Here is a 24,480-nt window from a genome sequence, read left to right on the forward strand (position 1 = left end):
ATGTTGGATAATGCAAAACTCAGGGCCTGTCACGACGTCATTCGCGCGCAGTTGGTCCAAAAATCGTGCAGCCTGGATAACCAAACCCCCAGCGCCAGGGCAACCCGCTGCAGGGACCACCCCCAAAACGCACGGCCAGAAACATCGCCTCGGAGGTGATCGAATGAACCGAGCGGATTTGATCCGGCGTCATATCATAGCGTTCGGCATATTCATCAGCATGGCTTTCGCCGTGGGTTTTGACACAGGCGCGCAGCGCGTCATCGGCAGCGAGCCGGGCGTCAAAGCTGGCCTCGGCCTGCGATGCGCCGCCTGCGTTGTAATAGGCGCGATCGTGAGTAACGCAGCAGTACTCCCATGGCGGGTGTTCTTCATAAAGCAGACTGAACTTCGGAAAGGCCTCGGCAACCATACGCCAGCTGGAAGATAATCCGCCCGAACAGCCATCCGTTTCAAAGGGGGTCAGTTCAGCGCCTTCTATCGTGTCGGCCAACGCCCGGTGAGCGGGCATTTCCACGCTACGCATCAGGTCCTGCGCAGCTGCAGGCAGCGCGCAACAGACCAGAAGGGCGGCCAGTCTATGGTTCCGCATCACGCATCTCGGCAGTATCAATGGACAATCCGAATATCGTCGCCAACCAAAGCATCAGGCGTTCGCCCGGTCCCATCTCGGCACGAACACGCAGCACTTCGCGGGCCATGGCAGGACGATCGGTGATCAGCCCGTCGACCCCCATCGATGCCATCGCCGACATCTGCAACGGGTCATTCACCGTCCAGACATAGATGTCCTTGCCCGCCTCATGGACCGAGCGGATCAGACCCGGTGACACCGTTGCTGCGTTTACGGCCACAAAATCGCCCTCAAGCCCCGACAGATTGCCGATGGCGGTCGCGGCCAGAACGCCTGCCCGCCAATCGGGGCGCAGCGCTTTCATCTTCTGCACGGCCGGATATTTCAATGACATGGTGGCGATGTCATCCTGCATATCCAGCTCCTCGACAATCGTGGCAACTTGGTTTTCCAGGTCGACGTCATGGCCATAGTATTTCAGCTCGATGATGACCTTGGACTTGCCCTTCGCAGCTTCCAGAACATCCCGCAGCGTGGGCGTCCGTTCCGAAGCATATTCAGGGCCGAACCAGCTGCCGATATCGATCTCGGCTATATCCTCCATGGTCGCGTCCCAGACCTTGAGCGGCACACCCGCCAATTTCATGAAATCACTGTCATGCGCGATGATGACCACACCATCCGCAGTCTCCTGAACGTCGATCTCAACCCAATCGGCGCCATCTTCGATAGCCTTCAACACCGCCGCCATGGTATTTTCCGGCCTTATCGCCGCCGCGCCTCGATGGCCAATGACATCCGCATGATCGGGGGCCTGAATGCGGACCAGCAACTCCTGCCCGGACCAGAGCCCGATCAGCAGGGCGATTGCCGCGCCACCGACCACAGCGTAAAGCGGCGCGCGCAGGTTGCCTGGTTCGGGATGAGGGACCTCTCGGCCTTGTGTGTCGAAGAACCCATCCAGCAGAACCGCCAATGCTCCCAGAGCGACGGCTGCAAGCACAAGCCCAGCCAGCGACCAGAGGCCCGCTACGATCATACTGAAGATCAGCGCAAAGCGCAGGTTCGTGCTTTCCTGCAACGGTACCAGATCGAACAACAGTCCGGCCACAAAGGCAATCAGTGCGGCGATCACGAGACGCATCGCAAGCCAAAGGCCAAGCTCGATCTTGAGGCGACCGCGTTTGCCTTCCATTCGATCCGTGCTGGCGGAGAAGGCCTCGGCGGGTTTGCAGCCCTCAAATAATACAAGATGCAGCGACAGCGCCCAGGCCGAGAGCCTGCGGATCAGAACCCAAGCCAGACACAGCACCACAAATCCGATCAGCACTACCGCCACCCAGAATGAAGGCGGGTGGAAGGTGAGGTAATAGTTGATGTCGTATTCAGTCAGCATCCACCAGGCGATCAGGCCAGCCACGGCGACAAAAGGCAGCGCAAGTACCAGCACACGCAAAATGAACCGTGCGGCAAAGCCGAAAAGCGCAGGTAAACGCGTCAGGATCAACCGGATGGAAGCACTGCCCGCGCGCCAAGGGTCACGCTCACCCATCCGCAACGATCCGGCCATGACCGAGAAGACAAAGACCTCGGCCAGTAAGAACAGGCTGAGAACTACAACCGCCGCGATGAAGCCCGCTGGTGACAGCAGGAACATCGCAATGTCCTGATCCGTCAGCGCCGATTGATCAGACAATGAGACAGCAAGATTGACGGCGATGGCAACGCCCGGAGCGATCAGTGCAACCAGCAGCAACCGGACGGCGACATAAACAGGCACAAACACGCGCCGCCGCGCCCATGCGCCCCGGTAGGCAGTTGTAACGGCTGAGAAATTGGTCACGCGGTTGCCTCCTGAATGGTCTATCCATTCAAGGCTGCGTAAGTGTGAATTGCAAGAGTGGGCGTCAGCTTTCTTCCAAATCAGCCGCCAGCCGGAAACCAATGCGGTTGGCTGGTTTATCCTCGATCGATTTCGGCAAGGCACGCAGCATCACATTCAACTGGCTGACATGCTGGACGAGCTGCGTTTTGGCGCCGCCTCCGTCCGAGCCATAGAAGGTAATCACATCCGGATCGAAATAGCCCATGCCCTCGATCCGCATTACACCGGCATCACCACCGGTGAATCCCATGGCAACCTCGTGATCGCCATCCAGAGTCTTCTCGAAATTCTGAATATACATGATCAGCCGCTCATAGGCCCATTGAGCAGGGCTTTTGCTTTCGACCGGCTTTTGCAATGGCTTGGGCAAGTCCTTGTTCCCCGATGCCGCTTCAGGGTTGGCGTGTACCTCATAGCACCGCGGCAACGCCGCAGATTCCGCTGCCTCGGCTGAGGTTTCGATCTTGTCCATTGCTCTACCCTTTGCGCTGATATTCCCAAGCTCCGTCCGCGCGCCGCGTCCGGGTGACCGCTCCAATGTGGTAGAGATGGTTCATATGTGCAACCGCCTCGACCAGCGCGAGGCCGTATTCCCCGCCCCTGATCTGGCGCTTGAACAGCGGGGCAAAGCACTCGGCGGCGGTTTTGGGTTGATCGAGATCGTTCAGCAGACGCTCAAGCGCGCCGTGGTGGTTATCGATCAACTGCCGCATGCGGATCGGCAACCCGGTGAACGGCAGTTTGTGCCCGCCCAAAACCAAATGATCGGGCCGGGCCAGCGGTTGCAGGCGTTCGCACGCCTCCAACCAGTCGGCCACCGGATCGGCCATCGGCTCGGTGGCATAGACGCCCAAGTTGGAACTGATCGAACTGAGGATCTGATCACCGGTCAGCACCAGATTGTCCTCGCGGCTCCAGAAGGTGCAATGCTCGGGCGCATGGCCGTTGCCCATGTGAACATCCCAGTCGCGGCCACCCATGCGGATCACGTCGCCCTGTTTGACACGGGTAAATCCCAGCGGCATAGGGTACACGGCGTCGGCAAAGTTGAACGGACGCTCGGCCATCCGACCGGCCAGCACGTCCGGATCCATCCCCGCGCTGCGGTAATAATCCAACGTTTCCTTCGGCCAATTCTCTTGCACATCCAGCGTCAGCATACGTGCGAACAACCATGCGGTACGACTGGTGACCAGTTCTGCACCATGCTCGGACTGGAACCAGCCCGCATTGCCGACATGGTCAGGATGGTGATGAGTCACGACAACGCGACGGACGGGTTTGCCAGCCAATGGCCCTTCCATCAGGGCCTGCCAGATTCCCCGTGTTTTCTTTGAAGAAAGCCCTGTGTCGACTATGGTCCAGCCGTCGCCATCATCAAGTGCATAGACATTCACATGATCCAGCGCCATCGGCAAAGGCAGCCTAATCCACAGAACTCCTTCTGCAACTTCGACCCATTCGCCAGGAGCGGGTGGTTCCTCCCACGGATATCGCATCACTTGCGGAGCCTCGCCATCCATCAAACCGCCAGTTCCTCTGGGCTGAGGGCATAGAGGTCATCCGCCCCGTTCTGCGCCTGCGCAAGCAAGCCCGTATGTTCAGGCAGCAGCACATTAATATAATAACGTGCCAACTTGGCGCGCGGTCCATCGGGATCGGCTAGCGCCGCTGACAGATGGTAATGCCCGCCCAGAACCCGCGCGAACGCTTTTAGATACGAAGCCGCGCCAGCAAACCGGTTGTTCATATCCGATTGAGCAACGAGCCACTCCGTCGCTTCCCGCAGCGACTCGGAAGCTTCCCAAACAGGACCAGCAAGTTCAGGCAACGTGGCGCGCGCCTTCTCAGCTTGATCCTCGATCTCATCCAGAAGGTTCGAGGCCGCCTCACCCCCATCCATCATCTTGCGCGCTACGAGGTCCATGGCCTGAATACCATTGGTGCCCTCGTAGATCGCGGTCACACGGACATCGCGATAATATTGTGCAGCACCAGTTTCTTCGATGAAGCCCATGCCACCATGCACTTGAACGCCGGTCTCGGAAACGCGCATGCCGGTCTCGGTGCCAAAAGCCTTGCAGATCGGCGTCAGCAGCGCCGCACGTGCCGCCCAATCGGCCTCACCCGTGGCCTGCGCCATGTCGATTGCAGCCGCATTGGCAAGCATGATCGCCCGCGCGGCAAACACATCCGCACGCATCGACATCAGCATCCGCCGTACATCCGCGTGGTCGATGATGGTGCCCGAGGGCGTCTTGCCCTGCTTACGCTCCAACGCATAGGCCAGCGCATGCTGGTAGGCTCCTTCGGCGACACCCACACCTTCGCCACCAACGCCCAAACGCGCGTTGTTCATCATGGTGAACATCGCGGCCATGCCGCCATGTTCCTTGCCGACCAGCCAACCCTTGGCCCCGTCATACTGCATCACGCAGGTGGGCGAGCCGTGCAGACCCATCTTGTGTTCCAGCGAGACCACCTTGAGGTCATTGGCCACGCCGGGGTTGCCGTTCTCGTCGGGGATGTATTTCGGCACCAGAAACAGCGAAATCCCCTTGGTTCCCGGAACTCCGTCTGGCAGGCGGGCCAGAACAAGATGGCAGACATTCTCGGCAAAGTCGTTGTCGCCCCAAGAGATATAGATCTTCTGCCCGGTCACCGAATAGGTGCCGTCGCCATTGTCTTCGGCTTTCGAGGTCAGCGCGCCCACATCCGATCCGGCCTGCGGTTCGGTCAGGTTCATGGTGCCTGACCATTCACCCGCCATCATCTTGGGCAGATAGAGCGCCTTCAACGCATCGCTTGCGTGATGCTCCAGCGCCTCGATCTGACCTTGGGTCATCAGCGGGGCCAGTTGCAGCGACAGGCAAGCAGCACTCATCATCTCATTCACGGCAGTGGTCATGGTCATGGGCAGACCCATACCGCCATATTCGGGATCGCCGCTCATCCCGATCCAGCCGCCTTCGGCAATCGCCCTCCAGCCCTCGGCATAGCCCGGAGAGGTCCGCAGCACGCCGTTCTCCAGCCGCGCGGGTTCCAGATCACCAGGGCGTTGAAGCGGGGCCATGATCTCTTCGCACATCTTCCCGGCTTCGGTCAGAATGGCGCTAACCACATCCTCGCTGGCTTCCGAGAACTTTTCGGTCGCGGCGATCTGGTCAAAGCCGATCACGTTGCGGAACAGGAATTCATAGTCTGAGATCGGGGCGCGATAGGGCATGGTTTCCCTCTGGTTCTGGCAAGTTGTCAGCGTGGGGTTGGAATCCCGGCCCCACGCCGGTATTCATCTGGGCTGGCACGATTACCTACCGTTACCTGAACTGCAAGCAACCAAAACGCGGCGTCACGATCCATGACCCTTCTCGGTACTCAAAACTTACCAGCAAACGCCGACGGGCTCGCCAAGGCCGCTGACCTGTTGCGGCAGGGGCTGCTGGTCGCTTTCCCGACCGAGACCGTCTATGGACTGGGTGGCGATGCACGGAACGGCGAGGCTGTGGCCGCGATCTATGAGGCCAAGGGGCGACCCAGTTTTAACCCACTGATCGCCCATGTCGCCTCAACCGAGACCGCGAAACGCTTCGTCGAATGGACCGATCAGGCTGATTTGTTGGCTGATGCCTTCTGGCCCGGACCGTTAACTCTGGTTCTTCCTCTGCGCCCCGATCACGGGATTTCGTCGCTGGTCACAGCTGGCTTGGATACTCTGGCCGTTCGCGTGCCTGCGCATCCCACAGCGCACGCTTTACTGACCGCTTTTGACGGTCCTGTGGCAGCGCCATCGGCCAACCCCTCTGGTCAGATCAGCCCAACGACGGCGGCCCATGTCCGAGCGGGGCTGGAGGGACGCATAGCCGCAGTTCTGGACGATGGGCCGTGCGGTGTCGGGCTTGAGTCCACTATTGTGGGTCTGGCCGGCACCCCTGCCTTGTTGCGTCCAGGTGGTGTCGCATTGGAACAAATCGAAGAGGTTCTAAAGGCAGAACTGCATCACCACCAACCCGGCGATCTGCTTACTGCGCCGGGGCAGTTGCAATCCCATTACGCGCCGGACGCGCCGGTGCGGCTGAACGCCCGGTCACGGCAGGGGAACGAGGTGTTGCTGGGTTTTGGCCCCGTTGATTGTGATCTGAACCTCTCCAGCACCGGCAACCTGCCCGAGGCCGCCGCCAACCTGTTTGCCGCCCTTCACAAACTTAACGATACCGGTCGGCCAATCGCCGTATCACCAATTCCCCATCACGGATTAGGTGCGGCCATCAACGACCGTCTACGACGCGCAGCAGCCCCTCGCGATTAGGCGCGGCCTGCACTGGCTGATAGGGTCAGCGGATCAACACCAAGCGTAGCCAAAGCCGCCTCCCATTTCTCGTCATCAGGGACATCAAAGACCAGTTTCGACGACGCATCAGTCGTTAACCAACCATTCATCGCGATCTCATCTTCCAACTGACCCGGCCCCCAGCCGGAATAACCTAAAGTCAGCATCGAATTCAGCGGCCCCTTGCCCGAGGCAAGATCCTCGAGCACATCCAGCGTTGCGGTCATGCTGAAATCTTCGGAAATCTGCATAGAATGCAGATTCGCCTCATAATCTGCGCTATGCAGGACAAAGCCACGCGACATCTCGACCGGGCCGCCAAACTGCACCAGCCGTTCGCCAATTACGGGTATCCGACACGGAATGTTGAGCTGTTCCAGCAAGGTCTTGATCCGCAAGTCCGAAGGCTTATTCACGATCAATCCCATCGCGCCGTCATCACCATGGCTGCAGATATAGACGACCGAATGCTCGAATCGCGGGTCGCCCATTCCGGGCATCGCAATCAACAGTTTTCCCGTAAGGTCCATCAGCAGATATCTCTTGCGCCATAGGATATCCCTAGAATGACCCTGTGAACCGGGGAATGGCAAGGGATCAGCCGGGATTTCCGTGCATTTCACAGAAGTGACCGGAACGTGACTTGGCAATCCCGACCGGAATGCGCATGTTCTGCATATGAAAGCGCTTTGCAAATCTGCTGCAGCCGTGTTGGCCGTCAGCCTTTGTTTTGGTGCCCCCGCCACTGCGCAGGGGGTTGATAATCTGGTTCAGCTTGAGGTGTTGGACGGCGGCAAAACCGCCGAAGGTACCTATCAGGGGGCCTTGCGTCTAAAGCTCAAGGACGGGTGGAAGACCTATTGGCGCGCACCCGGCGATGCGGGCATTCCGCCGCAGTTTGATTGGAAAGGCTCTCGCAATATTGCAGACATAGCCTTCACATGGCCCGCGCCGCATGTGTTTGATCAGAACGGGCTGCGCTCGGTCGGGTATGAGGATCAACTTGTACTGCCCGTCGAAATCACGCCTAAGAACCCTGCCAAACCCGTGCGTTTGCGCGGCGAGATGGACTTGGGCGTGTGTAAGGATGTCTGCGTGCCGGGTCGGTTGGAATTCGATCACACAATGGATGCCGACGCTGCACGCAATCCGGCCATCGCCGCAGCCCTCGCCCAGCGCCCGTTTTCCGAACGCGAAGCAGGCGTGGCGGATGCGACGTGCCAATTGACTCCCACTGCAGACGGAATGCGGATCGAGGCGCGTATCACCATGCCTTCAGCGGGCGGGTCCGAATTCGCCGTCATTGAACCAGGAAACCCGGCACTCTGGGCATCGCAGCCCGATACACGCCGTCAGGGCAACACCCTGATCGCAAGCTCGGAGATTATCGGTGCCTCCGGCGGGCCATTCGCGCTGGATCGGTCCGAAGTGCGCATCACGGTTCTGGGGGCAAACCACGCTGTCGATATCCAAGGATGCAGCGCAGGCTGACCGGATGAGCCAGACCCCAAAGATCGGTGCCTTGGCTGTCGTGCTGCACGATGGCCAGGTACTTTTGGTGCAACGCAGCAAGCAACCCGATCAGGGGCTGTGGGGCTTTCCAGGCGGCCATGTGGAATGGGGTGAAACGGTTCTGGACGCCGCCACCCGCGAGCTGCGGGAAGAGACCGGTGTGATTGCTGAGCCTTTGGTCTATCTCGACAATCTCGACCTTTTGCTGCGCGATGATAGCGGGCAGACCCGGGCGCACTACCTGCTGGTCGGAGTTGCGTGTCGCTATGTAACCGGCACGCCTGTCGCTGCAGACGACGCGCAGGACGCTCAGTGGTTTCCGGTGGACCAGATCACCAGCGGCGACCTGCCAATGAGCGACCGCGTTCCCGATCTTTTGCAGCGTGCTTTAGAGATGGATCAAGCCTCGACCCGATCCGACAAGCGTGCATAAAGCACGCTGGACAGGACGACACCTACCAGCAGGATCACGGTCGCACCCGCTACGAAAACGCCAAAGCCCATTTGCAGCACACTTGGACCTTCGGCGGCTGGGTAGAGACCCGAGAGCAGCGCCAACGGCGCACCTGTCACTACGGGCCAGATCATCGAGGCACCCAGCCAGATCGCCAACGCTGCGCCCGTTGCGCGCACGGCATTGCGTACCACCCTGTCCGGCGCGCGCAAGGCCCGTCTCATCGATGTCATCGGGCGTGAGATGTCGTTTAGGATGGCCAGCAATGCAGGCACTAGCAGCAGGATCAGGGCCATGCCAAAGCCCAGCCCATAGACCAGTGTGATCACGGTCGGTTTCAAAAACTGCGCCTGCTGCGAGCTTTCGTACATCAAGGGCGTCAGCCCGAGTACCGTGGTCAGCGTGGTCAGCATCACAGGCCGCAATCGATCTGCCGTGCCTTCGACGATTGACGGCACCAACCCGCGCTCTTTCCGGTATCCGTCGATTGTGGTCACCAGAACAATCGAGTCGTTGATTATGATCCCGGTCATGCCCAACAGGCCGACGACGGTGAACATGCTTAACGGCACGCCCCACAGGTAATGCCCCCAGATCGCGCCCACGAGGCCAAAGGGAATGATCGCCATGACCACCAAGGGCCTTGTCCAACTGGCAAAGACCCAAGCCAATACCAGATAAATTCCGGTCAGACACAGGATCAGGCCTGTGCGGGCCTCGGACAGGAATTCATCCTCCTGCTCACTCAGGCCAGCCATGCGCCATTCGACCTGCCGTTCGGCGGCGATGTTTGGCAATATCTCTTCGCGCATGGCGCGGGCGATTTCGGCAGCCTGCGCCGGGTCGTCCTCGGAAATATCACCATTCACCGAGATGACCCGCAGACCATTTTCGCGCCGGACGGTCGAGAAACCCGATTTACGCTCGACCGAGACGATATCGGCGAGCGGGACATAAACGCCATCCGGAGTCCGCATCAATGTGCGTTCGAGGAAATCAGCAGTCAGTTCGCCCTCGGGCAGTTCGATCCGAATCTCGGTGCTACGCGGACCATCCGGGAAGGTCGCGGCCTCAATCCCGTTCAGCCGGTTTCGCAACACGCGGCCCAGTGTTTCGATGCGGAAACCCAGCGCCTGGCCCTGCGCGGTGAGGTCCAGAATGAACTCTTCCTTGTCATAGGCGAGGTTATCCTCGAGCGCTGAAACTTCAGGGTATTTCGCGAGTTCCGCCTGGAGGTCCTCGGATGCAGATTTCAACGTGTTCACATCCGCACCGTAGAACTGCACGTCAATCGCATCGCCACCGGGCCCTGAACGCCAACCACGGAAGCTAAGCAGCTCAACCTTCGGGTGGCGCGGCACGAAATCCTGCAGCTCGCCCACAAATTCAAAGCTGGAATAGGGGCGCAAGTCCGCATCGATCAGCTCGATCGAGATGCCGCCCAGCAAATCGTCATCCTTGCCGTCCGCCGCGCGCAGCCCCCATCCGGCCGAACCGCCAACCTCGGCTAGAACGTATTCGATCGGGTTGCGGCCATGGCGTTCTTCGTAAACCTGACCCAGTTCTTCCGTGGCTTTCTGGACCATGCGCATCATTTCCAGCGTCTCAGCGCGCGTCGCCCCTTCGACCATGATGAAATTGCCAGTGACCGAACCGCGTTCCGGTGCGTTGAAGAACCGCCAATTCACATCGCCCCGGATAAACAGAGCAATCTGGCTGGCCAGGATCACCACCATCAGTGCAACAACCACATAGCGTGCCCAGACCACCCACGCGACCAGCGGGCGGAACAGGTGGTCGCGCACCCAGCGGAAGCCCTTGTTTACAACCCGGTTGGGCCAGTCATACCAATGCTCCTTAGCCGAATGCGCGATGGCATGGGCCATATGGTTCGGCAGGATCAGGAAGCATTCGATCAACGAGGCAATCAAGACAGCGATAACGGTGAACGGAATATCTCGGATCAGCTCTCCGAAGCGGCCACCGATGGCGGTGAGGCCAAAGAAAGCGATAACCGTGGTAACTGTTGCAGCAAACACCGGCATCGCCATACGGCGAGCGGCGCGTTCTGCAGCTACGATTGGCGCTTCGCCCAAACGGCGGGCGCGAAAATCAGCGTGCTCTCCCACGACGATGGCATCATCAACCACGATGCCCAAGGTAATGATCAGACCGAACAGAGACACCATGTTCAGCGACAACCCGCCCAGATACATCAGCGCAATCGCCGCAGACATTGCCACCGGAATACCGGCGGCCACCCAGAACGCAATGCGGGCATTGAGGAACAGGAACAGCAGGCAGACCACCAGCCCAAGACCCACAAGGCCATTGTCGACCAGAATATCCAGTCGGTCGGTGATCGCTTGTGCGCGGGTGCGGATCAGCTCAACAGTGATACCTTCGGGCAGGCTGGCCTGCATCTCGGCCACGACATCCTCGACATCGCGCTGGATACCTATGGCATCGCCAAGATTGGACCGGTCGACGCGGATCGACATCGCCGGATTGTCGCCGACGAAATAGCTGCGGTTGCGCGTGACTCCCTCGACCCGGATTTCCGCCACATCGCCCACAATCAGCTTTGAACCATCGGCAAAGTTGCGCAGGGCGATACCTTCGATCTCTTCCGGGGTGCGTTTCTCAACGCCTGTCCGAATACGCGCATTGGCACCTGTGACATCGCCCGCAGGGTTCGCGGTGACTTCTGCCGCGATGGCCTCGGCAATATCCGAAAGCGAGATATCATTGGCGATCAACTGTGCGGTGGGGACTTCGACCACCACACGCGGCGCGGCCAGTCCCCGGATCGTTGTCCGCGTGACACCAACCGCAAACAGGCGGCTTATCAATTCATCGGTGAATTTGGCCAGTTGTTCAGCTTCGATGGGCCCTGTTATGACAACATCCGTGACACGATCCCGCCAAGCGCCACGTCGGATGGTTGGTTCCTCGGCGTCTTCGGGCAGGTTGGTGACGCTATCGACAGCCGTTCGAACCTCTTCAACCGCGCGGGACATATCCCAGTTCGGCTCAAACTCCAGCCGGACCTGTGCAGTTCCCTCGCGCGAGGTCGACTCGGTACTGGCAACGCCCTCAACCGCCAAAAGCGCCGGTTCGAGCAATTGGACGATGCCATTGTCGACATCCTCGGGGCCTGCGCCTTCCCATTGAACGTTCACATCGACGCGTTCGAGAATCACATCAGGAAAGAACTGTGCCCGCATGTTGGGGATCGCGGCGGCCCCCAGCACCAGCATGATCAGCAGCAACAGATTGGCCGCAGTCCGGTGCCGGGTGAAATAGCTGAGGATACCGCCCGCCGCGTTGGGAATGTCGCGGATCATCGCGCTTAGCCCCCGGCCCGATTGTCATCAAGACGGCGTATTAGGGTGGCGGGCACTTTGGCCTCGCTCAACTGGCCCAATACTTGGGCTTTGTCTTCCTGAGACATGGCATCACTGGCCTCGACCTGAGCCACAAGCTGAGCGCGCTTTTCGTCCGAAAGCTCGACCATGCCCGGATCAGCTTCGGCATTCGCCTCAATCCGTAGGGGCCGCACACGTACACCCGAACCCAGCAGAGGCGTCCGGCCAATCACAACCTCGCGGCCTTCCAGGCCTTCACCACGCAAAAGCACCTCATCGCCCTGACGACGGATCAATTGCACAGCCAACGGTTCCAGCCGGTCATCGGGGCCGAGAACAAGCACATTGCCCGTGGCGTCCAGAGCCGAGGATGGCAGACGGACCACATTATCGAGCGGCTGTTCTTCAATCGAAACGGTGACAAAATCCCCCGGCTTGAATCCCGGCGCGTCGTCGAGACGCGCATAGATCAGACGCCCGGTTTGCCCTTCACCCGCCGCGCCACTATCGCGACTGATCCGGCCGGTGGCAGTGAGATCGGTCCCCGTGACCTCAAGCGATACAGTCACCGGGGCTGAGATCAGATCACCCTGCGCGTCCAGCAACCGCACGAATTGCGCGGTGGAAACCCGAAACGCGACCTCAAGCGCATTGGGGTCGACGAGTTCGGCCAGCTTTTCGTTGGCCGCGACCAAGCGGCCTTCAACCAAAGTGACCTCGGTCAGCGTCCCATCAAACCCGGCATGGATCGTCATATCCTCCAGGTCACGCTCGGCCCCTTCCAACGCGATACGAGCCCGCGCAAACAAGGTTGTTGCCTGATCCACACGAGATTCGGCCTGCGCCAAAGCGATCCTGCGCGCGAGAACTGCCTGATGAGCCGATGTTGCGGCCAGTTCCGCTTCTTCGACGCTTGCAGCAGCCCCGACACCACGTGTCTGCAGATCCTGCTGGCGCTGCAGCGCCCGGTCACGCAGTTCGGCCTGTGCCTCGGCTGATTTCAACTCATCCTGCGCCAACAGCAGCGAGCGTTCGGCGTCCCGCTCTTCAAACTGGGCATCCAGAAGATCGGATTTGGCACGGTCCAGAGCAGATTGCATATCGGCTGGGTCCAGTTCGACCAGCAATTCTCCCGCCGTTACAGTACCGCCATCTTCAAAATCTTCGGCCAGTGATACAACGCGCCCACCCAAGGCCGCGCGCAGCTCTAACCGGCGGCGGCTTTGAATCTGGCCAAACGCTTCCAGATAAGGAGTGACGGTTTCCGGCTCGGCGGTTCGTACGGTAACGGCGAATATGCGTTCCCGCGCCTCAGGTGCCTGATTGTCCCGCGTCAGCACATCCTGAACCGCGCCCGAGATCATCTGTGCGGCAACGATCAACAGGCCCAGCGTCAGAAACGCCAGGAAGACCCCAACAAGGCTTTGCCGCAGAAATCGCATCGGTCACTCACCTTTGGTCGCACACGCTGCCTTCCGCAAAGGTAGCCGGGTCGCAAAAAATGCCAAGCCACAAAGCGGTTATGATCCATTAAACGCAGAACCAGTCTACTTCCGTCGCAGGTGTTCGTCCAATCTGGGCATTATTTCAACGAAATTACAGGGCCGGTGGCGATAATCGAACTGCTTCTCCAAAATCGCATCCCAAGCGTCTTTGCAGGCACCCGGGCTGCCCGGCAACGCAAACAGATAGGTTCCGCCTGCAACTCCGCCTGTGGCGCGGGACTGCACGGCAGAAGTACCTATCTTTTCCATAGACACGATGGTGAAAACGGTGCCAAACGCTTCGATCTCTTTTTCATAAACGTCCCGGTGCGCCTCGACTGTAACATCGCGACCCGTCAGACCTGTGCCGCCGGTCGAGATCACGACGTCGATTTCAGGATCCGCGATCCAACTGCGCAATTGCTCGGCAATCTGGGTGCGTTCGTCCTGAATGATCTTGCGGTCCGCCACTGAATGTCCAGCCGTTTCGATCCGGTCGACAAGCGTCTGGCCCGAGCGGTCGTCGTCCAGTGAGCGTGTATCCGACACGGTCAGAACCGCAATACGGACGGGGATGAACTCAATGCTTTCGTCAATGCGCGACATATGTCGTCAAGCCCTTTCCATAATGGCAAGCCGGATGGCAAGAGCCGCGAATATCCCGCCCGTGACCCATCCAATGATACGTGAAGCGCGTGGGTTTGAGATCAAAATGCGCCCTACTCCGCCCGCAAAGATACCGACCATCCCATTCACTAGAATGCTGCCCAAGGTGATAATTGCACCAAAGGTTAGGAATTGCAGCAGAACCGGGCCGTTTGCTGGGTCCACGAACTGAGGGATAAAGGCCAAAACAAACAGAATGACCTTGGGATTGGTCAGGTTCACCAGCAACCCCTCGCGAAACGCGAAATGAGCAGGCTTGATTGCTGCATCGTCCGACACTGCCCCTTTCCGGATTGCGCCCCATGCAAGAACCAACAGATAAGCAACGCCCATCCACCGGATAACGTCAAACAGCCAAGGCACGGCTGATACCAACGCCCCAAGTCCAAGCCCCGCCAGCAAAACTTGCACCATCAGACCCGTCGAAACACCGAGGCTGGCCATCATCGCTGGGCGTGACCCGGACCGTAACCCTTGCCCGAAACAGAACATCATGTCAGCGCCGGGTGTGAAATTCAGCACCAGTGCGGCTGGGACGAAGGCCATCAATGTCACTGTCTCGATCACGTTGTTACCTCGAACCAATGTGGTTTTGGGCCCAGATTGGCGATCTGAGACCGCCCGAGCATGCCGCGGTATCCCCAACTGTCGTGGATATGACCGCAAAAGACAAAATCGGGCTGGATGCGTTCAACCGCGTCCCGAACTGCGGTCGAGCCGACCGACACATCTTGCGATGTCACATCCCCATATCCTTTTGGCGGAGAGTGCGCGATCAGAACATCCGCAGCCTCGCACCGGTCCAGCAGTTCCGATGCTTCAGCTTCAGTAAGATCGCAGGACCAGTCTCCGAAAGGCGTCACCGGCACACCGTAACCCAGCCCGAACAGGCGCAGACCATCCAATGTCATGCCCGTCCCGTGCAGAACATGCGCGCCTTCGGGCGCAGCGGCTGTCAGTTCCTCGGCGCTCTCAGCGTTGCCCGGCACCAGGATCAGCGGCGCTGCAATGCCCGACAGCATCTGCATCGCTTCTTTCAGGCCCCGCCGCGCATTGCAAAAATCCCCCGCTCCGATGACAAGATCAGCCTCGGCGCTGGCGACCACCAGATCAGCGGCCCGGTTGCGCGCCATATGAAGATCGGAAAACGCCAGAACTCTCATCCCGCGCCTCTCAGCCGTGCTTGCAGGTCCAGCAGATCGGCCCAGGCCTGTCGCTTCATCTGCGGTTGACGCAGCAGGTAGGCCGGGTGGAACATCGGGATGACCGGCAGGTTCAGCGCCTGATCCCATTTCCCGCGCAGCCGCGTGATACCGCGTTTGCCCAGCAAGGCCTGACAGCTAATATTGCCCATCACCACCAGCACCTCGGGCTTGGCCAACGCCACATGCCGCTCCAGAAACGGCTTCATCATGCCAATCTCTTCCGGCTTGGGATCGCGATTCTGCGGGGGCCGCCACGGCAACACGTTGGTAATGTAGACATTCTCGCGCCGATCCAGATCAATCGCGGCCAGCATCCGGTCCAGCAATTGCCCAGCGCGCCCGACAAAGGGCTTACCTTCGCGATCCTCATCACGGCCGGGCGCTTCGCCGATGATCATTACCCGTGCACCGGGGGTGCCATCGGCAAACACCAACTGCCGCGCGCCGCGTTTGAGGTCGCAAAGATCAAACGCCTCCATCGCCGCACGCAAATCGACGAGCGATCCAGCGGTTTTCGCCGCCTGTTTTGCAACAGCTGCGGCATCGACCGGTTCTGGTTTTTTCGCAGGTTCAACCGCAGCTGGTTTCTTAGCCTTGGCCGCTTTGTCCAGCAACGCATAGCGATCCACCGGCGCGTCGCCGATCGCCTCGGTTGCGCCCAGCTCGATCTGCCATTCCAGCAGCGCCCGCGCGGTATGATGGTCCAAACCCGATTCCATAACCCTCAATCTAACCAGCTTTTGACCGAGGGAAAGCGAATAGACCTTGCCATGGCACAGGGTCGCACCGACCATGGCAGGGTCATGCTGTCATTTCTGCGATTCCTTCTGATTGCTCTATTGCTGGCAACCTTTGGCGGTTCGGCGAGTGCGCAGCTGTTTGATCGGAATACTCAATGCCGCGCCGGACAGTTGCAATGCGGGCGCGGTTGCTGCCCCGCAGGCCAACGCTGCAGCTTTGATGGTCGCTGTATCCCGCCGGGACACACCTATTGTGGAGGTGGGCGCACCTGCGGCCCGTTCGAGCGCTGCGTGGCAGGAGGAACCCGTTGCGCCCCTGCTGGGGCGAATAAGTGCACCTCGCGCCTGGATTGCCCCGGTGGTAGCTTCTGCAACGGACGCGGTGAATGCGAGCGCAGCAGACCGGATTTAGTCCCCGCTCCATCCACAACCTGCGCCGATGGCAGGAGTTGCGGAGCCGGTTCATCCTGCTTGCCGGGCGGCGGATGTTCGCGCCCCGGCTGGTTTCTGTGTGAAGAAACCGGTTCGCAATGCCGACCCGGCTTTAAATGCTCGGCTTATCAGGGCTGTGTTCCGATCAAGGCCATTGATTGTGGCTATGGCAAGTGGTGCAAACCAGGGGAACAATGCCTGCCCGAAGGCGGATGTGAGAAACTGCCCGAAGGGTCGGAACCTTAGGTTGCCTTGGCCTGCATGGCTTCCTATAAGCGGTCCGATTGTCAGACAGGAGCCCGCCCATGCGTTTCGCCCATCGTCACCTTCTTGGCATCGAGCATCTGTCGCAATCCGATATCACCGCTATCCTTGATCTGGCCGAAACCTATGTCGATCTGAACCGACAATCGACTAAGCATTCGGACGTCCTGTCAGGGCTGACGCAGATCAACATGTTCTTCGAAAACTCCACCCGCACGCAGGCCAGTTTTGAACTGGCGGGCAAGCGGTTGGGGGCCGATGTGATGAACATGGCAATGCAGGCCAGTTCGATCAAAAAGGGCGAGACGCTAATCGATACGGCGATGACGCTGAACGCGATGCATCCCGATCTGCTGGTGGTACGGCATCCTCATTCTGGCGCGGTCGACCTGCTGGCGCAGAAAGTGAACTGCGCCGTTCTGAACGCGGGAGACGGGCGGCACGAACACCCGACGCAAGCCCTGCTGGACGCGCTGACCATCCGCCGTGCCAAAGGCCGCCTACACCGGCTGAACATCGCGATTTGCGGAGACGTGGCGCATTCGCGCGTGGCGCGCTCGAACCTGATCCTGCTGGGCAAGATGGAAAACCGCATCCGTCTGATCGGCCCGCCGACGCTGGTGCCGTCGCAATTCGCGGAATTCGGGGCCGAGATCTATGATGATATAAATGAGGGTCTGAAAGACGTCGACGTTGTGATGATGCTGCGCCTTCAGAAGGAACGGATGGACGGCGGCTTTATCCCCTCGGAACGCGAGTATTATCACCGCTACGGTCTGAACGCTGAAAAGCTGGCGCTGGCCAAGCCAGACGCCATCGTGATGCACCCCGGTCCAATGAACCGCGGGGTCGAGATTGACGGGACGCTGGCGGACGACATCAACCGATCCGTTATTCAAGAGCAGGTCGAGATGGGCGTCGCCGTCCGCATGGCCGCCATGGACCTGCTAGCGCGCAACGTACGAGAAGCCGCATGAACGATCTGGCCATCGCCCCCCATGAGCGCGGCGTGATCCGCCTGTTCTCGCTGGACATGCGCCCGGAAGAGGCGAAATTCCTGCGCGAACCGGGGGCTGTTGATCAGGTGTTGGGTGTCGAGGGGCTGGATCCAGAACAGATCGACATTTTTCCGGTATCCGACCTCGAAGATCTCGGGCTTTATGGCTATCTCAGCGAAGGTTGTGGTGTCTCGGAAGACCAGTTGGATCGCGCGAAGTTGGACGCCATTGAAGGCTGGGTGATGGTCCTGCGCAGTGCGGCGCTGGGTGGTCGATCTGCAACCCTTTCCCTCGATCCCCGCCTGCATCTGATTGGCCTGTTCACCGAAGAGGCTACCAACTGGTCCGGCGGCACGATTGAGACCGAAAGCGCAAAACCGTTCTCGGCCCCGCAAAGCCCGCCAGTGGATAATAAACCAAGCCGCATCGGTTCAGCCGTCATTGCCTTGCTGATTCTGATCGCCGTCGGAGGTGCCTTGTGGCTGATCCTGTGACCTTCTCCTCAGACAAGGGCGCTTATGTCCGCACCAACGCATGGCTCGCCGCCTTTGCAATGGCGGCCGCAATGGTCGTGCTATGGTTGATCGGCAATCCTTACGTCTGGACCGGCGCACCCGCAGGGTTGGCCGCCATCACCATCCGCGCTTGGTATTTGGCTTCGGAAGAACTGGTCGCCAAGTGGGAAATGATGGGCACCACTCTCACCGGTCCTGGTCCGCGTAAGGTGGCGCTGAACCAAATTCAGGCGGTCAATACCATTGGCAGTTTTGTCCAGATCGTCACCAAAGGCGGCGACAAACACCTGATCAAATATCAGGCGGACCCCGCCGCCACCAAAGCTGCAATCGAAAGGGCCATGGCATGAGCAATCTGATTTTTACTAACGCTCGCCTGATCGACCCCGAAGCTGGCACAGATAGCATCGGCTGGCTGCAGATTGCCGATGGTCGGATCGCAGCGCTTGGTGAAGGCACGGCCCCAGACGCTGACACGCAGGTGGTCGATTGCGGTGGGCAGTGCCTCGCCCCCGGCATTGTCGACATTGGCGTCAAGGTCTGTGAGCCCGGTGAGCGGCACAAAGAAAGCTATAAATCCGCAGGTCTGGCTGCGGCTGCAGGGGGTGTGACAACCATCGTCACCCGTCCCGATACTCTGCCTGCCGTCGACACACCCGAGACGCTTGAGTTCGCCACCCGCCGCGCGCAAGCGGACGCTCCGGTCAACGTTTTGCCAATGGCCGCCCTGACCAAAGAACGCGAAGGGCGTGAGATGACCGAGATCGGGTTCCTGCAAGATGCTGGAGCTGTGGCCTTCACCGATTGCGATCATGTCATCACCAATACCAAGGTGTTCTCACGCGCGCTGACCTACGCCAAATCCTGTGGCGCGCTTGTGATTGCCCACCCGCAAGAGCCGGGCCTGAGCAGCGGTGCCGCGGCCACCAGCGGTAAATTCGCCGCACTGCGAGGCTTGCCTGCCGTATCGCCTATAGCCGAGCGTATGGGGTTGGACCGCGACATCGCCCTGCTTGAAATGACCGGGGCCGCCTATCACGCCGATCAGATCACCACCGCCCGCGCCCTGCCTGCACTGGAGCGCGCCAAGCGCAACGGGCTGGACATCACAGCAGGCACGTCAATCCACCATCTGACGTTGAACGAATTGGACGTGTCTGATTATCGCACCTTCTTCAAGATCAAGCCCCCGCTGCGATCCGAAGATGACCGGCAAGCCGTGATCGAAGCAGTGCGAACCGGTCTGATAGACACGATCAGTTCCATGCACACGCCGCAGGATGAGGAAAGCAAGCGTCTGCCGTTTGAAGAGGCGGCCTCGGGCGCGGTGGCGCTGGAAACACTGCTGCCTGCTGCGCTTCGGCTATATCATTCCGAACAGCTGGACTTGCCGACCCTGTTCCGCGCCATGGCCCTCAATCCGGCCAAACGGCTGGGGTTGGAGAGCGGTCGCCTGGCCCTAGGCGCGCCTGCCGATCTGGTGCAGTTCGACCCGGATGTTCCCTTTGTTCTGGACCGATTTACGCTGAAATCGAAATCGCAGAACACACCGTTTGACGGTCAGCGGATGCAGGGTAAGGTCACCGCAACCTTTGTCGCTGGACAAGAAGTGTACCGGAGAGCCTGATGCCCCTGATCGACAGCACAATGACTCAGCTCATCCTGTGGGCCGCGTTGGGATACCTGCTAGGCTCCATACCCTTTGGCATGATCGTCGCGCGCGTGATGGGTCTGGGAAATCTGAGGCAAATCGGGTCGGGCAATATCGGCGCAACCAACGTCCTGCGAACCGGCAATAAGGCAGCGGCAGCGCTGACATTGCTGTTTGATGCAGCCAAGGGTGCCGTTGCTGTTCTGCTGGCACGCGCTTTGGCTGGTGAAGATGCCGCGCAGATCGCCGCGTTGGCCGCGTTCCTCGGGCATTGCTTTCCGGTCTGGCTGGGCTTCAAAGGCGGCAAAGGCGTTGCGACTTTTCTGGGCCTTTGGCTGGCACTTGACTGGCGCGTGGGTGTCGCCTGCTGCTTGACATGGCTGGTCGCGGCGCTGATCTGGCGTATTTCATCCGTTGGTGCGCTGGCCGCCGCCGCCCTATCCACCACCTGGATCATGGTGCTGACAGATGGCAGTACCTTCGTTCTTGGAATTGCTCTGACCTTGCTGCTCTACTGGCGGCACAGCGCCAACCTAGCGCGGATCAAGGCGGGGACAGAACCGAAAATCGGGAAATCGTGACAGCGCCCAGCGCGTTTCTGAAAGCGTTCCATGATCTGCCGGTCGGCACGTTCACCGGTTCCGTTGGGCCGCATCGATATTTGGTATCGCATCAGATCATGGCCTGCGGGAAATCTCACAAACTGGTGGCTCATCAATTGGGCGGACCGGATTACATCAGCCTGAACCTTTATCTCACACAGAAAAGCGGCGCATTGCTTCGCCCCTGCGAAATGCCTGCGGAAAAGGTGGTCGATTTTGTCCTGGCGCTGGTGCCTGACGTGCAGGAATGAACAACCGGTCTTTGTGATTGCACAATCACAATTGATTGCTTTGAACGTGATCGGGCCATTCCCCAACTGGGATTTTGTGACGGCCAATTACAGGCGTCGCGACAATCAAATCCGGTTCGCCCGGGCAAAATTACAGTGCTCTTCAGCGAGCCTATTCACGAAAGGTGAAGTCATGAACACGTTCAAATCCATCATCAGCGGAGTCGCGCTGTCTGTTGCGATCGCAAGCTCAGCAATGGCGGCTGGCGTCGAAATCAACGCAAGCTCGACCGGATTGGCAATGCAGGGCTATGACCCGGTTGCCTATTTCACCGTTGGCGAAGCAACCAAGGGTGATTACAAAATCACCACGCTGCACAACGACGCCCTGTACCGTTTTGCATCGGAAGAGAACAAAGCCGCTTTTGAGGCGAACCCAGAGGCCTATCTGCCTGCTTACGGCGGCTATTGCGCATTTGGCACCGCAATGGGCTTCAAGTTCGATGGTGACCCGAACTACTGGAAAATCGTCGACAACAAGCTGTATCTGAACCTGTCACAAGACATTCAGGAGCGTTGGGAAGGCGACATTCCGGGCTTTGTTGAGAAAGCCAGCGCGAACTGGGAAGACATCGCCGACAAAGACCCGGCTGAACTACAGCAATAATTCGCTGACAAGACCTTTGTGCATCGGCGGCAGATCGTATCTGCCGCCGATCTTCGTTTGAAGGCATCATGTTTCACCCTATCTAGCATGTGAGAAAAGAGCCCAACCTGAGTGGGCCCACGCCGGGGCACCGGCCAGAATAAAGTTGTTCGGGACAGTCAAAACATCACTGATCCGGCCTAAGGGCCGGAACGTAGATTCAATCATAACGCTGCCATTAGATTTAATTGGCAGCAGGTTTCGAGCGAAAGGAATGAGACGATGACAGGAAGATTGGCACTGATCACCTCGGTCGCCGTATTGGCTGCGGGATCCGCCATGGCGCAATCCTCAGGCAACTGGACTGGATTCTACGGCGGTGCACAGTTTGGTTATGCGGACATCGACACAAACGTATCAGGCGTCGACGGCGATGGTGCGATCGGCGGTATCATCCTTGGATATGATTACGATCTGGGCGATTGGGTCGTCGGAGGTGGCTTCGACTATGACTGGAGCGACGTAGACCTTTCCGGCGCCGCCACGGTCGAGAATGTCTGGCGACTCAAAGCGCGCGCGGGCTACAAGGTGAACCCGCAGGGCCTGCTTTATGGCACCGCCGGTTATGCCGATGCGGATACCGATAATCTGGGCAGTGACGATGGCTGGTTCATCGGCGCAGGCTATGAGCAGATCGTAGCCCCCAATATCAGCGTTGGAGGCGAGATTCTGTATCATGAGTTCGACGACTTCAACTCATCGGGCGTCGATGTTGACGCAACTACAGTTCAACTGCGCGTCGCATATCGGTTTTGATGAGAAGGTAGGGCCCGGCTATTTGCGCCGGGCCCGTGCCGCTACGGCACCAAGACTGTGCTGCCGGTGGTTTGTCGTGATTCCAAAGCACGATGCGCATCAGCAACTTGATCCAACGGAAACTCCTGATCGACATGGATCTTGACCTCGCGCCCGTCTACTTTGCCAAACAAGCGTCGCGCCATCGCCTGACAGGTGGCGTGATCCGAGATATGCGTGAACAAGGTTGGCCGCGTCACCTTCAGAGATCCCCGCTGCGCAAGCGTTCCCAGATCGACAGGCGGCACTGGCCCCGAAGCGTTTCCGAATGAAATCATCATGCCCAAGGGTTTCAGGCAATCCAGCGATCCCTCAAACGTGTCCGCACCGATGGAGTCCATCACCACATCAACCCCTTTGCCTCCGGTGATCTCGGCCACACGCTCGACAAAATTCTCGGTCCGGTAGTTGATGCAATGTGACGCGCCATTGAATTGCGCCAGGCTGCATTTCTCATCCGTTCCCGCTGTCCCGATCAGTTTGATGCCTTCGGATTTCGCCCATTGGCAGGCGATCAGTCCCACACCTCCGGCTGCCGCGTGGAACAACACGGTATCTCCGCGCCGCAGCGGCGTTGTGCGGTGAAACAGGTATTCAACCGTCATGCCCTTTAGCATCATGGCCGCTGCGGTGCGGAACGAGATACTCTCGGGCAGCGGACAAACCTGTGCTGCAGGCATCACGCGCGCTTCGGAATATGCTCCCGATGGGCCTGCGGCATAGGCCGCGCGTTGGCCGGGGGCAAGATGCGTAACGCCTTCGCCTACCGCCTCAACGACTCCGGCCGCTTCCATTCCCAACGCATGAGGCAATTCCAGCGGATAAAGGCCGGTACGCTGGTACACATCGATGAAATTCAATCCGCAGGCATGATGGCGAATGCGCACCTCACCCGGGCCGGGATCGCCAAGCGGGCGATCCTCAATCCGAAGAACCTCGGGGCCGCCGGATTCGTGTATGACGACTGTGCGTGCTGTCTGCTGCATGAATGCCTCCCTTGCCTGTGGAAACAAAGCTAACACGCCTGTGCGGCAGAGCAATCCTTCCGGCTCTGCAAGGGTGATCGGGCAAAATTTCGCAATATGTGCTATAATGCAACGAGACGTTGTAATTGGGCAGACGTTGCCGGCTGATCCGGTCACGCGAATTGCCACGCCGGATGCATCCCGCGGCGCACCCACGCCAGAAAAGGGGATGAACATGGACAAGACAATCGGTAACCCAATCACCTGGGTCGCCCGAAATCTGCGGGCAACCAGCGATCATGTCACTGAATCCGTGACCGAGATCGGCAGCGCGGATGTTCAGGCTCTGCCGACGGTGCATACGCTGACCCTGCAGGATCTGCGCGAATGCCTGAAAGCTGGATATAACGATTTTCTCGAAACCCGGGCCGATGCGATCTTTGTCGTTCTGATCTATCCAATCGCAGGTCTGCTGATGTTCGGTATTGGGCTCAACAAAGACATGGTGCCCCTGCTGGCCCCGCTTGTCATGGGCTTTGCCCTGATCGGGCCGGTCGCCGCCGTCGGGCTTTATGAGATCAGTCGCAAGAGGGAACAGGGCGGAGACGTTCATTGGCTGGACGCGTTCGGCGTATTCCGTTCGCCTTCCTTCGGAGCCATACTGGCATTGGGCTTCTATCTGGTCATGCTATTGATGATCTGGCTAATGGTCGCGCAAGGCATCTACGCGCAAACCCTAGGGCCAGAACCTCCGGCTTCGGCCATGGCATTCGTGACAGAAGTGTTTACCACCGGAGCAGGCTGGAGCATGATCATCATCGGCACCGTCACCGGTTTCCTGTTTGCACTGGTCGCATTGGCGCTAAGCGTGGTCAGCTTTCCGCTGTTGCTGGATCGCAAAGTGGGCGTTCCCGTGGCCGTCGTAACCTCGGTCCGGGTCTTGCGTCAGAACCCGGGTGTGATCTTGACCTGGGGGGCCATTGTGGCCGCGATGTTGGTACTGGGCGCGATCCCGATGTTGCTGGGGCTGATCGTCGTCATGCCCGTTCTAGGCCACGCCACATGGCACCTGTATCGCCGGGCGGTCGCCTGACTACATGGCAGCAG

At 59.3% G+C, this 24,480-nt stretch carries 26 protein-coding genes; 13 read left to right on the top strand and 13 right to left on the bottom strand.

Going from position 1 to position 24,480, the window contains the following annotated elements; translation table 11 throughout:
* Positions 1-37: 37 nt before the first annotated feature.
* From ACR0CZ_RS14665 to ACR0CZ_RS14685, 5 genes are all read right to left on the bottom strand, one after another.
* A complete protein-coding gene (locus ACR0CZ_RS14665; RefSeq protein WP_170395705.1) occupies positions 38-592 on the bottom strand; it encodes a hypothetical protein in 555 nt (184 codons plus the stop codon).
* A complete protein-coding gene (locus tag ACR0CZ_RS14670; RefSeq protein ID WP_170395703.1) occupies positions 579-2,417 on the bottom strand; it encodes a glycerophosphodiester phosphodiesterase in 1,839 nt (612 codons plus the stop codon). Before ACR0CZ_RS14670 ends, ACR0CZ_RS14665 begins: the two co-directional genes overlap by 14 nt.
* A 64-nt stretch (positions 2,418-2,481) precedes the next feature.
* On the bottom strand, positions 2,482-2,931 hold the full coding sequence (locus ACR0CZ_RS14675; protein ID WP_170395701.1) for a DUF6173 family protein: 450 nt from the start codon (positions 2,929-2,931) through the stop codon (positions 2,482-2,484).
* A gap of 4 nt (positions 2,932-2,935) precedes the next feature.
* Positions 2,936-3,982 carry an MBL fold metallo-hydrolase gene (locus ACR0CZ_RS14680; RefSeq protein WP_170395699.1) on the bottom strand — a complete coding sequence of 349 codons (1,047 nt, stop codon included), beginning with the start codon at positions 3,980-3,982 and terminating at the stop codon, positions 2,936-2,938.
* Positions 3,982-5,685 (bottom strand): acyl-CoA dehydrogenase family protein, encoded by a 1,704-nt coding sequence (locus ACR0CZ_RS14685; protein ID WP_170395697.1) that lies wholly within the window; start codon positions 5,683-5,685, stop codon positions 3,982-3,984. Before ACR0CZ_RS14685 ends, ACR0CZ_RS14680 begins: the two co-directional genes overlap by 1 nt.
* 132 nt (positions 5,686-5,817) lie before the next feature.
* On the opposite strand from ACR0CZ_RS14685, the gene ACR0CZ_RS14690 reads away from it, so the two are divergent.
* On the top strand, positions 5,818-6,765 hold the full coding sequence (locus tag ACR0CZ_RS14690; RefSeq protein WP_480537164.1) for an L-threonylcarbamoyladenylate synthase: 948 nt from the start codon (positions 5,818-5,820) through the stop codon (positions 6,763-6,765).
* Here the strand turns inward: ACR0CZ_RS14690 and ACR0CZ_RS14695 are convergent.
* On the bottom strand, positions 6,762-7,316 hold the full coding sequence (locus ACR0CZ_RS14695) for a YqgE/AlgH family protein (RefSeq protein WP_170395693.1): 555 nt from the start codon (positions 7,314-7,316) through the stop codon (positions 6,762-6,764). The genes ACR0CZ_RS14690 and ACR0CZ_RS14695 overlap by 4 nt on opposite strands.
* Before the next feature lie 148 nt (positions 7,317-7,464).
* Here ACR0CZ_RS14695 and ACR0CZ_RS14700 point away from each other — a divergent pair, with 148 nt between their 5' ends.
* Complete coding sequence (locus ACR0CZ_RS14700; protein ID WP_170395691.1) at positions 7,465-8,277, top strand: protein-disulfide reductase DsbD domain-containing protein; 813 nt, start codon at positions 7,465-7,467, stop codon at positions 8,275-8,277.
* A 4-nt stretch (positions 8,278-8,281) separates the two neighbouring features.
* Positions 8,282-8,731 carry an NUDIX hydrolase gene (locus tag ACR0CZ_RS14705; RefSeq protein ID WP_170395689.1) on the top strand — a complete coding sequence of 150 codons (450 nt, stop codon included), beginning with the start codon at positions 8,282-8,284 and terminating at the stop codon, positions 8,729-8,731.
* Here the strand turns inward: ACR0CZ_RS14705 and ACR0CZ_RS14710 are convergent.
* The 6 genes from ACR0CZ_RS14710 to ACR0CZ_RS14735 form a co-directional block, all read right to left on the bottom strand.
* On the bottom strand, positions 8,698-12,099 hold the full coding sequence (locus ACR0CZ_RS14710) for an efflux RND transporter permease subunit (protein ID WP_170395687.1): 3,402 nt from the start codon (positions 12,097-12,099) through the stop codon (positions 8,698-8,700). The two genes, ACR0CZ_RS14705 and ACR0CZ_RS14710, sit on opposite strands and share 34 nt — an antisense overlap.
* Before the next feature lie 5 nt (positions 12,100-12,104).
* Positions 12,105-13,562 (bottom strand): RND family efflux transporter, encoded by a 1,458-nt coding sequence (locus ACR0CZ_RS14715; RefSeq protein ID WP_170395685.1) that lies wholly within the window; start codon positions 13,560-13,562, stop codon positions 12,105-12,107.
* Positions 13,563-13,667: 105 nt separating this feature from the next.
* On the bottom strand, positions 13,668-14,210 hold the full coding sequence (gene moaB / locus ACR0CZ_RS14720) for a molybdenum cofactor biosynthesis protein B (RefSeq protein WP_170395683.1): 543 nt from the start codon (positions 14,208-14,210) through the stop codon (positions 13,668-13,670).
* Positions 14,211-14,216: 6 nt separating this feature from the next.
* Positions 14,217-14,837 carry a LysE family translocator gene (locus ACR0CZ_RS14725; protein WP_170395681.1) on the bottom strand — a complete coding sequence of 207 codons (621 nt, stop codon included), beginning with the start codon at positions 14,835-14,837 and terminating at the stop codon, positions 14,217-14,219.
* On the bottom strand, positions 14,834-15,433 hold the full coding sequence (locus tag ACR0CZ_RS14730) for a metallophosphoesterase family protein (RefSeq protein WP_170395679.1): 600 nt from the start codon (positions 15,431-15,433) through the stop codon (positions 14,834-14,836). The genes ACR0CZ_RS14725 and ACR0CZ_RS14730 overlap by 4 nt, the downstream gene beginning before the upstream one ends.
* Positions 15,430-16,194, bottom strand: a complete 765-nt coding sequence (locus ACR0CZ_RS14735) for a uracil-DNA glycosylase (protein WP_170395677.1) — start codon at positions 16,192-16,194, stop codon at positions 15,430-15,432. The genes ACR0CZ_RS14730 and ACR0CZ_RS14735 overlap by 4 nt, the downstream gene beginning before the upstream one ends.
* Before the next feature lie 160 nt (positions 16,195-16,354).
* On the opposite strand from ACR0CZ_RS14735, the gene ACR0CZ_RS14740 reads away from it, so the two are divergent.
* From ACR0CZ_RS14740 to ACR0CZ_RS14780, 9 genes are all read left to right on the top strand, one after another.
* Complete coding sequence (locus ACR0CZ_RS14740; protein WP_170395675.1) at positions 16,355-16,627, top strand: hypothetical protein; 273 nt, start codon at positions 16,355-16,357, stop codon at positions 16,625-16,627.
* 325 nt (positions 16,628-16,952) lie between these two features.
* A complete protein-coding gene (locus tag ACR0CZ_RS14745; RefSeq protein ID WP_170395673.1) occupies positions 16,953-17,888 on the top strand; it encodes an aspartate carbamoyltransferase catalytic subunit in 936 nt (311 codons plus the stop codon).
* A complete protein-coding gene (locus ACR0CZ_RS14750; protein WP_170395671.1) occupies positions 17,885-18,403 on the top strand; it encodes a hypothetical protein in 519 nt (172 codons plus the stop codon). Before ACR0CZ_RS14745 ends, ACR0CZ_RS14750 begins: the two co-directional genes overlap by 4 nt.
* Positions 18,388-18,774: a hypothetical protein gene (locus tag ACR0CZ_RS14755; RefSeq protein ID WP_170395669.1), complete on the top strand. Its 387-nt coding sequence runs from the start codon at positions 18,388-18,390 to the stop codon at positions 18,772-18,774. Before ACR0CZ_RS14750 ends, ACR0CZ_RS14755 begins: the two co-directional genes overlap by 16 nt.
* Positions 18,771-20,051, top strand: coding sequence for a dihydroorotase (gene pyrC / locus ACR0CZ_RS14760; protein ID WP_170395667.1), 1,281 nt, complete (start codon positions 18,771-18,773; stop codon positions 20,049-20,051). Before ACR0CZ_RS14755 ends, pyrC begins: the two co-directional genes overlap by 4 nt.
* The gene (gene plsY, locus ACR0CZ_RS14765; protein ID WP_170395665.1) at positions 20,051-20,656 is read left to right on the top strand and encodes a glycerol-3-phosphate 1-O-acyltransferase PlsY; all 606 of its coding nucleotides are present in this window, start codon (positions 20,051-20,053) and stop codon (positions 20,654-20,656) included. The genes pyrC and plsY overlap by 1 nt, the downstream gene beginning before the upstream one ends.
* Positions 20,653-20,928, top strand: a complete 276-nt coding sequence (locus ACR0CZ_RS14770) for a hypothetical protein (protein WP_170395663.1) — start codon at positions 20,653-20,655, stop codon at positions 20,926-20,928. The genes plsY and ACR0CZ_RS14770 overlap by 4 nt, the downstream gene beginning before the upstream one ends.
* Positions 20,929-21,100: 172 nt before the next feature.
* Positions 21,101-21,574: a YHS domain-containing (seleno)protein gene (locus ACR0CZ_RS14775; protein ID WP_170395661.1), complete on the top strand. Its 474-nt coding sequence runs from the start codon at positions 21,101-21,103 to the stop codon at positions 21,572-21,574.
* A gap of 261 nt (positions 21,575-21,835) precedes the next feature.
* Complete coding sequence (locus tag ACR0CZ_RS14780) at positions 21,836-22,369, top strand: porin family protein (protein WP_170395659.1); 534 nt, start codon at positions 21,836-21,838, stop codon at positions 22,367-22,369.
* A 41-nt stretch (positions 22,370-22,410) separates the two neighbouring features.
* Here the strand turns inward: ACR0CZ_RS14780 and ACR0CZ_RS14785 are convergent, their stop codons facing one another.
* Positions 22,411-23,394, bottom strand: coding sequence for a quinone oxidoreductase family protein (locus ACR0CZ_RS14785; protein WP_170395657.1), 984 nt, complete (start codon positions 23,392-23,394; stop codon positions 22,411-22,413).
* Between the two features lie 214 nt (positions 23,395-23,608).
* On the opposite strand from ACR0CZ_RS14785, the gene ACR0CZ_RS14790 reads away from it, so the two are divergent.
* Complete coding sequence (locus tag ACR0CZ_RS14790; protein WP_170395655.1) at positions 23,609-24,466, top strand: DUF2189 domain-containing protein; 858 nt, start codon at positions 23,609-23,611, stop codon at positions 24,464-24,466.
* Positions 24,467-24,480 lie beyond the last annotated feature (14 nt).

Source organism: Ruegeria sp. H9 (genome assembly GCF_056532915.1).

Excerpts from the sequence above, each read along its gene's own strand:
- ACR0CZ_RS14665 (WP_170395705.1), bottom strand. The coding sequence starts at position 592 with ATGCGGAACCATAGACTGGCCGCCCTTCTGGTCTGTTGCGCGCTGCCT.
- ACR0CZ_RS14675 (WP_170395701.1), bottom strand. The coding sequence starts at position 2,931 with ATGGACAAGATCGAAACCTCAGCCGAGGCAGCGGAATCTGCGGCGTTG.
- ACR0CZ_RS14680 (WP_170395699.1), bottom strand. The coding sequence starts at position 3,982 with ATGGATGGCGAGGCTCCGCAAGTGATGCGATATCCGTGGGAGGAACCA.
- ACR0CZ_RS14685 (WP_170395697.1), bottom strand. The coding sequence starts at position 5,685 with ATGCCCTATCGCGCCCCGATCTCAGACTATGAATTCCTGTTCCGCAAC.
- ACR0CZ_RS14690 (WP_480537164.1), top strand. The coding sequence starts at position 5,818 with ATGACCCTTCTCGGTACTCAAAACTTACCAGCAAACGCCGACGGGCTC.
- ACR0CZ_RS14695 (WP_170395693.1), bottom strand. The coding sequence starts at position 7,316 with ATGGACCTTACGGGAAAACTGTTGATTGCGATGCCCGGAATGGGCGAC.
- ACR0CZ_RS14700 (WP_170395691.1), top strand. The coding sequence starts at position 7,465 with ATGAAAGCGCTTTGCAAATCTGCTGCAGCCGTGTTGGCCGTCAGCCTT.
- ACR0CZ_RS14705 (WP_170395689.1), top strand. The coding sequence starts at position 8,282 with ATGAGCCAGACCCCAAAGATCGGTGCCTTGGCTGTCGTGCTGCACGAT.
- ACR0CZ_RS14710 (WP_170395687.1), bottom strand. The coding sequence starts at position 12,099 with ATGATCCGCGACATTCCCAACGCGGCGGGCGGTATCCTCAGCTATTTC.
- ACR0CZ_RS14715 (WP_170395685.1), bottom strand. The coding sequence starts at position 13,562 with ATGCGATTTCTGCGGCAAAGCCTTGTTGGGGTCTTCCTGGCGTTTCTG.
- moaB (WP_170395683.1), bottom strand. The coding sequence starts at position 14,210 with ATGTCGCGCATTGACGAAAGCATTGAGTTCATCCCCGTCCGTATTGCG.
- ACR0CZ_RS14730 (WP_170395679.1), bottom strand. The coding sequence starts at position 15,433 with ATGAGAGTTCTGGCGTTTTCCGATCTTCATATGGCGCGCAACCGGGCC.
- ACR0CZ_RS14735 (WP_170395677.1), bottom strand. The coding sequence starts at position 16,194 with ATGGAATCGGGTTTGGACCATCATACCGCGCGGGCGCTGCTGGAATGG.
- ACR0CZ_RS14745 (WP_170395673.1), top strand. The coding sequence starts at position 16,953 with ATGCGTTTCGCCCATCGTCACCTTCTTGGCATCGAGCATCTGTCGCAA.
- ACR0CZ_RS14750 (WP_170395671.1), top strand. The coding sequence starts at position 17,885 with ATGAACGATCTGGCCATCGCCCCCCATGAGCGCGGCGTGATCCGCCTG.
- pyrC (WP_170395667.1), top strand. The coding sequence starts at position 18,771 with ATGAGCAATCTGATTTTTACTAACGCTCGCCTGATCGACCCCGAAGCT.
- plsY (WP_170395665.1), top strand. The coding sequence starts at position 20,051 with ATGCCCCTGATCGACAGCACAATGACTCAGCTCATCCTGTGGGCCGCG.
- ACR0CZ_RS14775 (WP_170395661.1), top strand. The coding sequence starts at position 21,101 with ATGAACACGTTCAAATCCATCATCAGCGGAGTCGCGCTGTCTGTTGCG.
- ACR0CZ_RS14780 (WP_170395659.1), top strand. The coding sequence starts at position 21,836 with ATGACAGGAAGATTGGCACTGATCACCTCGGTCGCCGTATTGGCTGCG.
- ACR0CZ_RS14785 (WP_170395657.1), bottom strand. The coding sequence starts at position 23,394 with ATGCAGCAGACAGCACGCACAGTCGTCATACACGAATCCGGCGGCCCC.
- ACR0CZ_RS14790 (WP_170395655.1), top strand. The coding sequence starts at position 23,609 with ATGGACAAGACAATCGGTAACCCAATCACCTGGGTCGCCCGAAATCTG.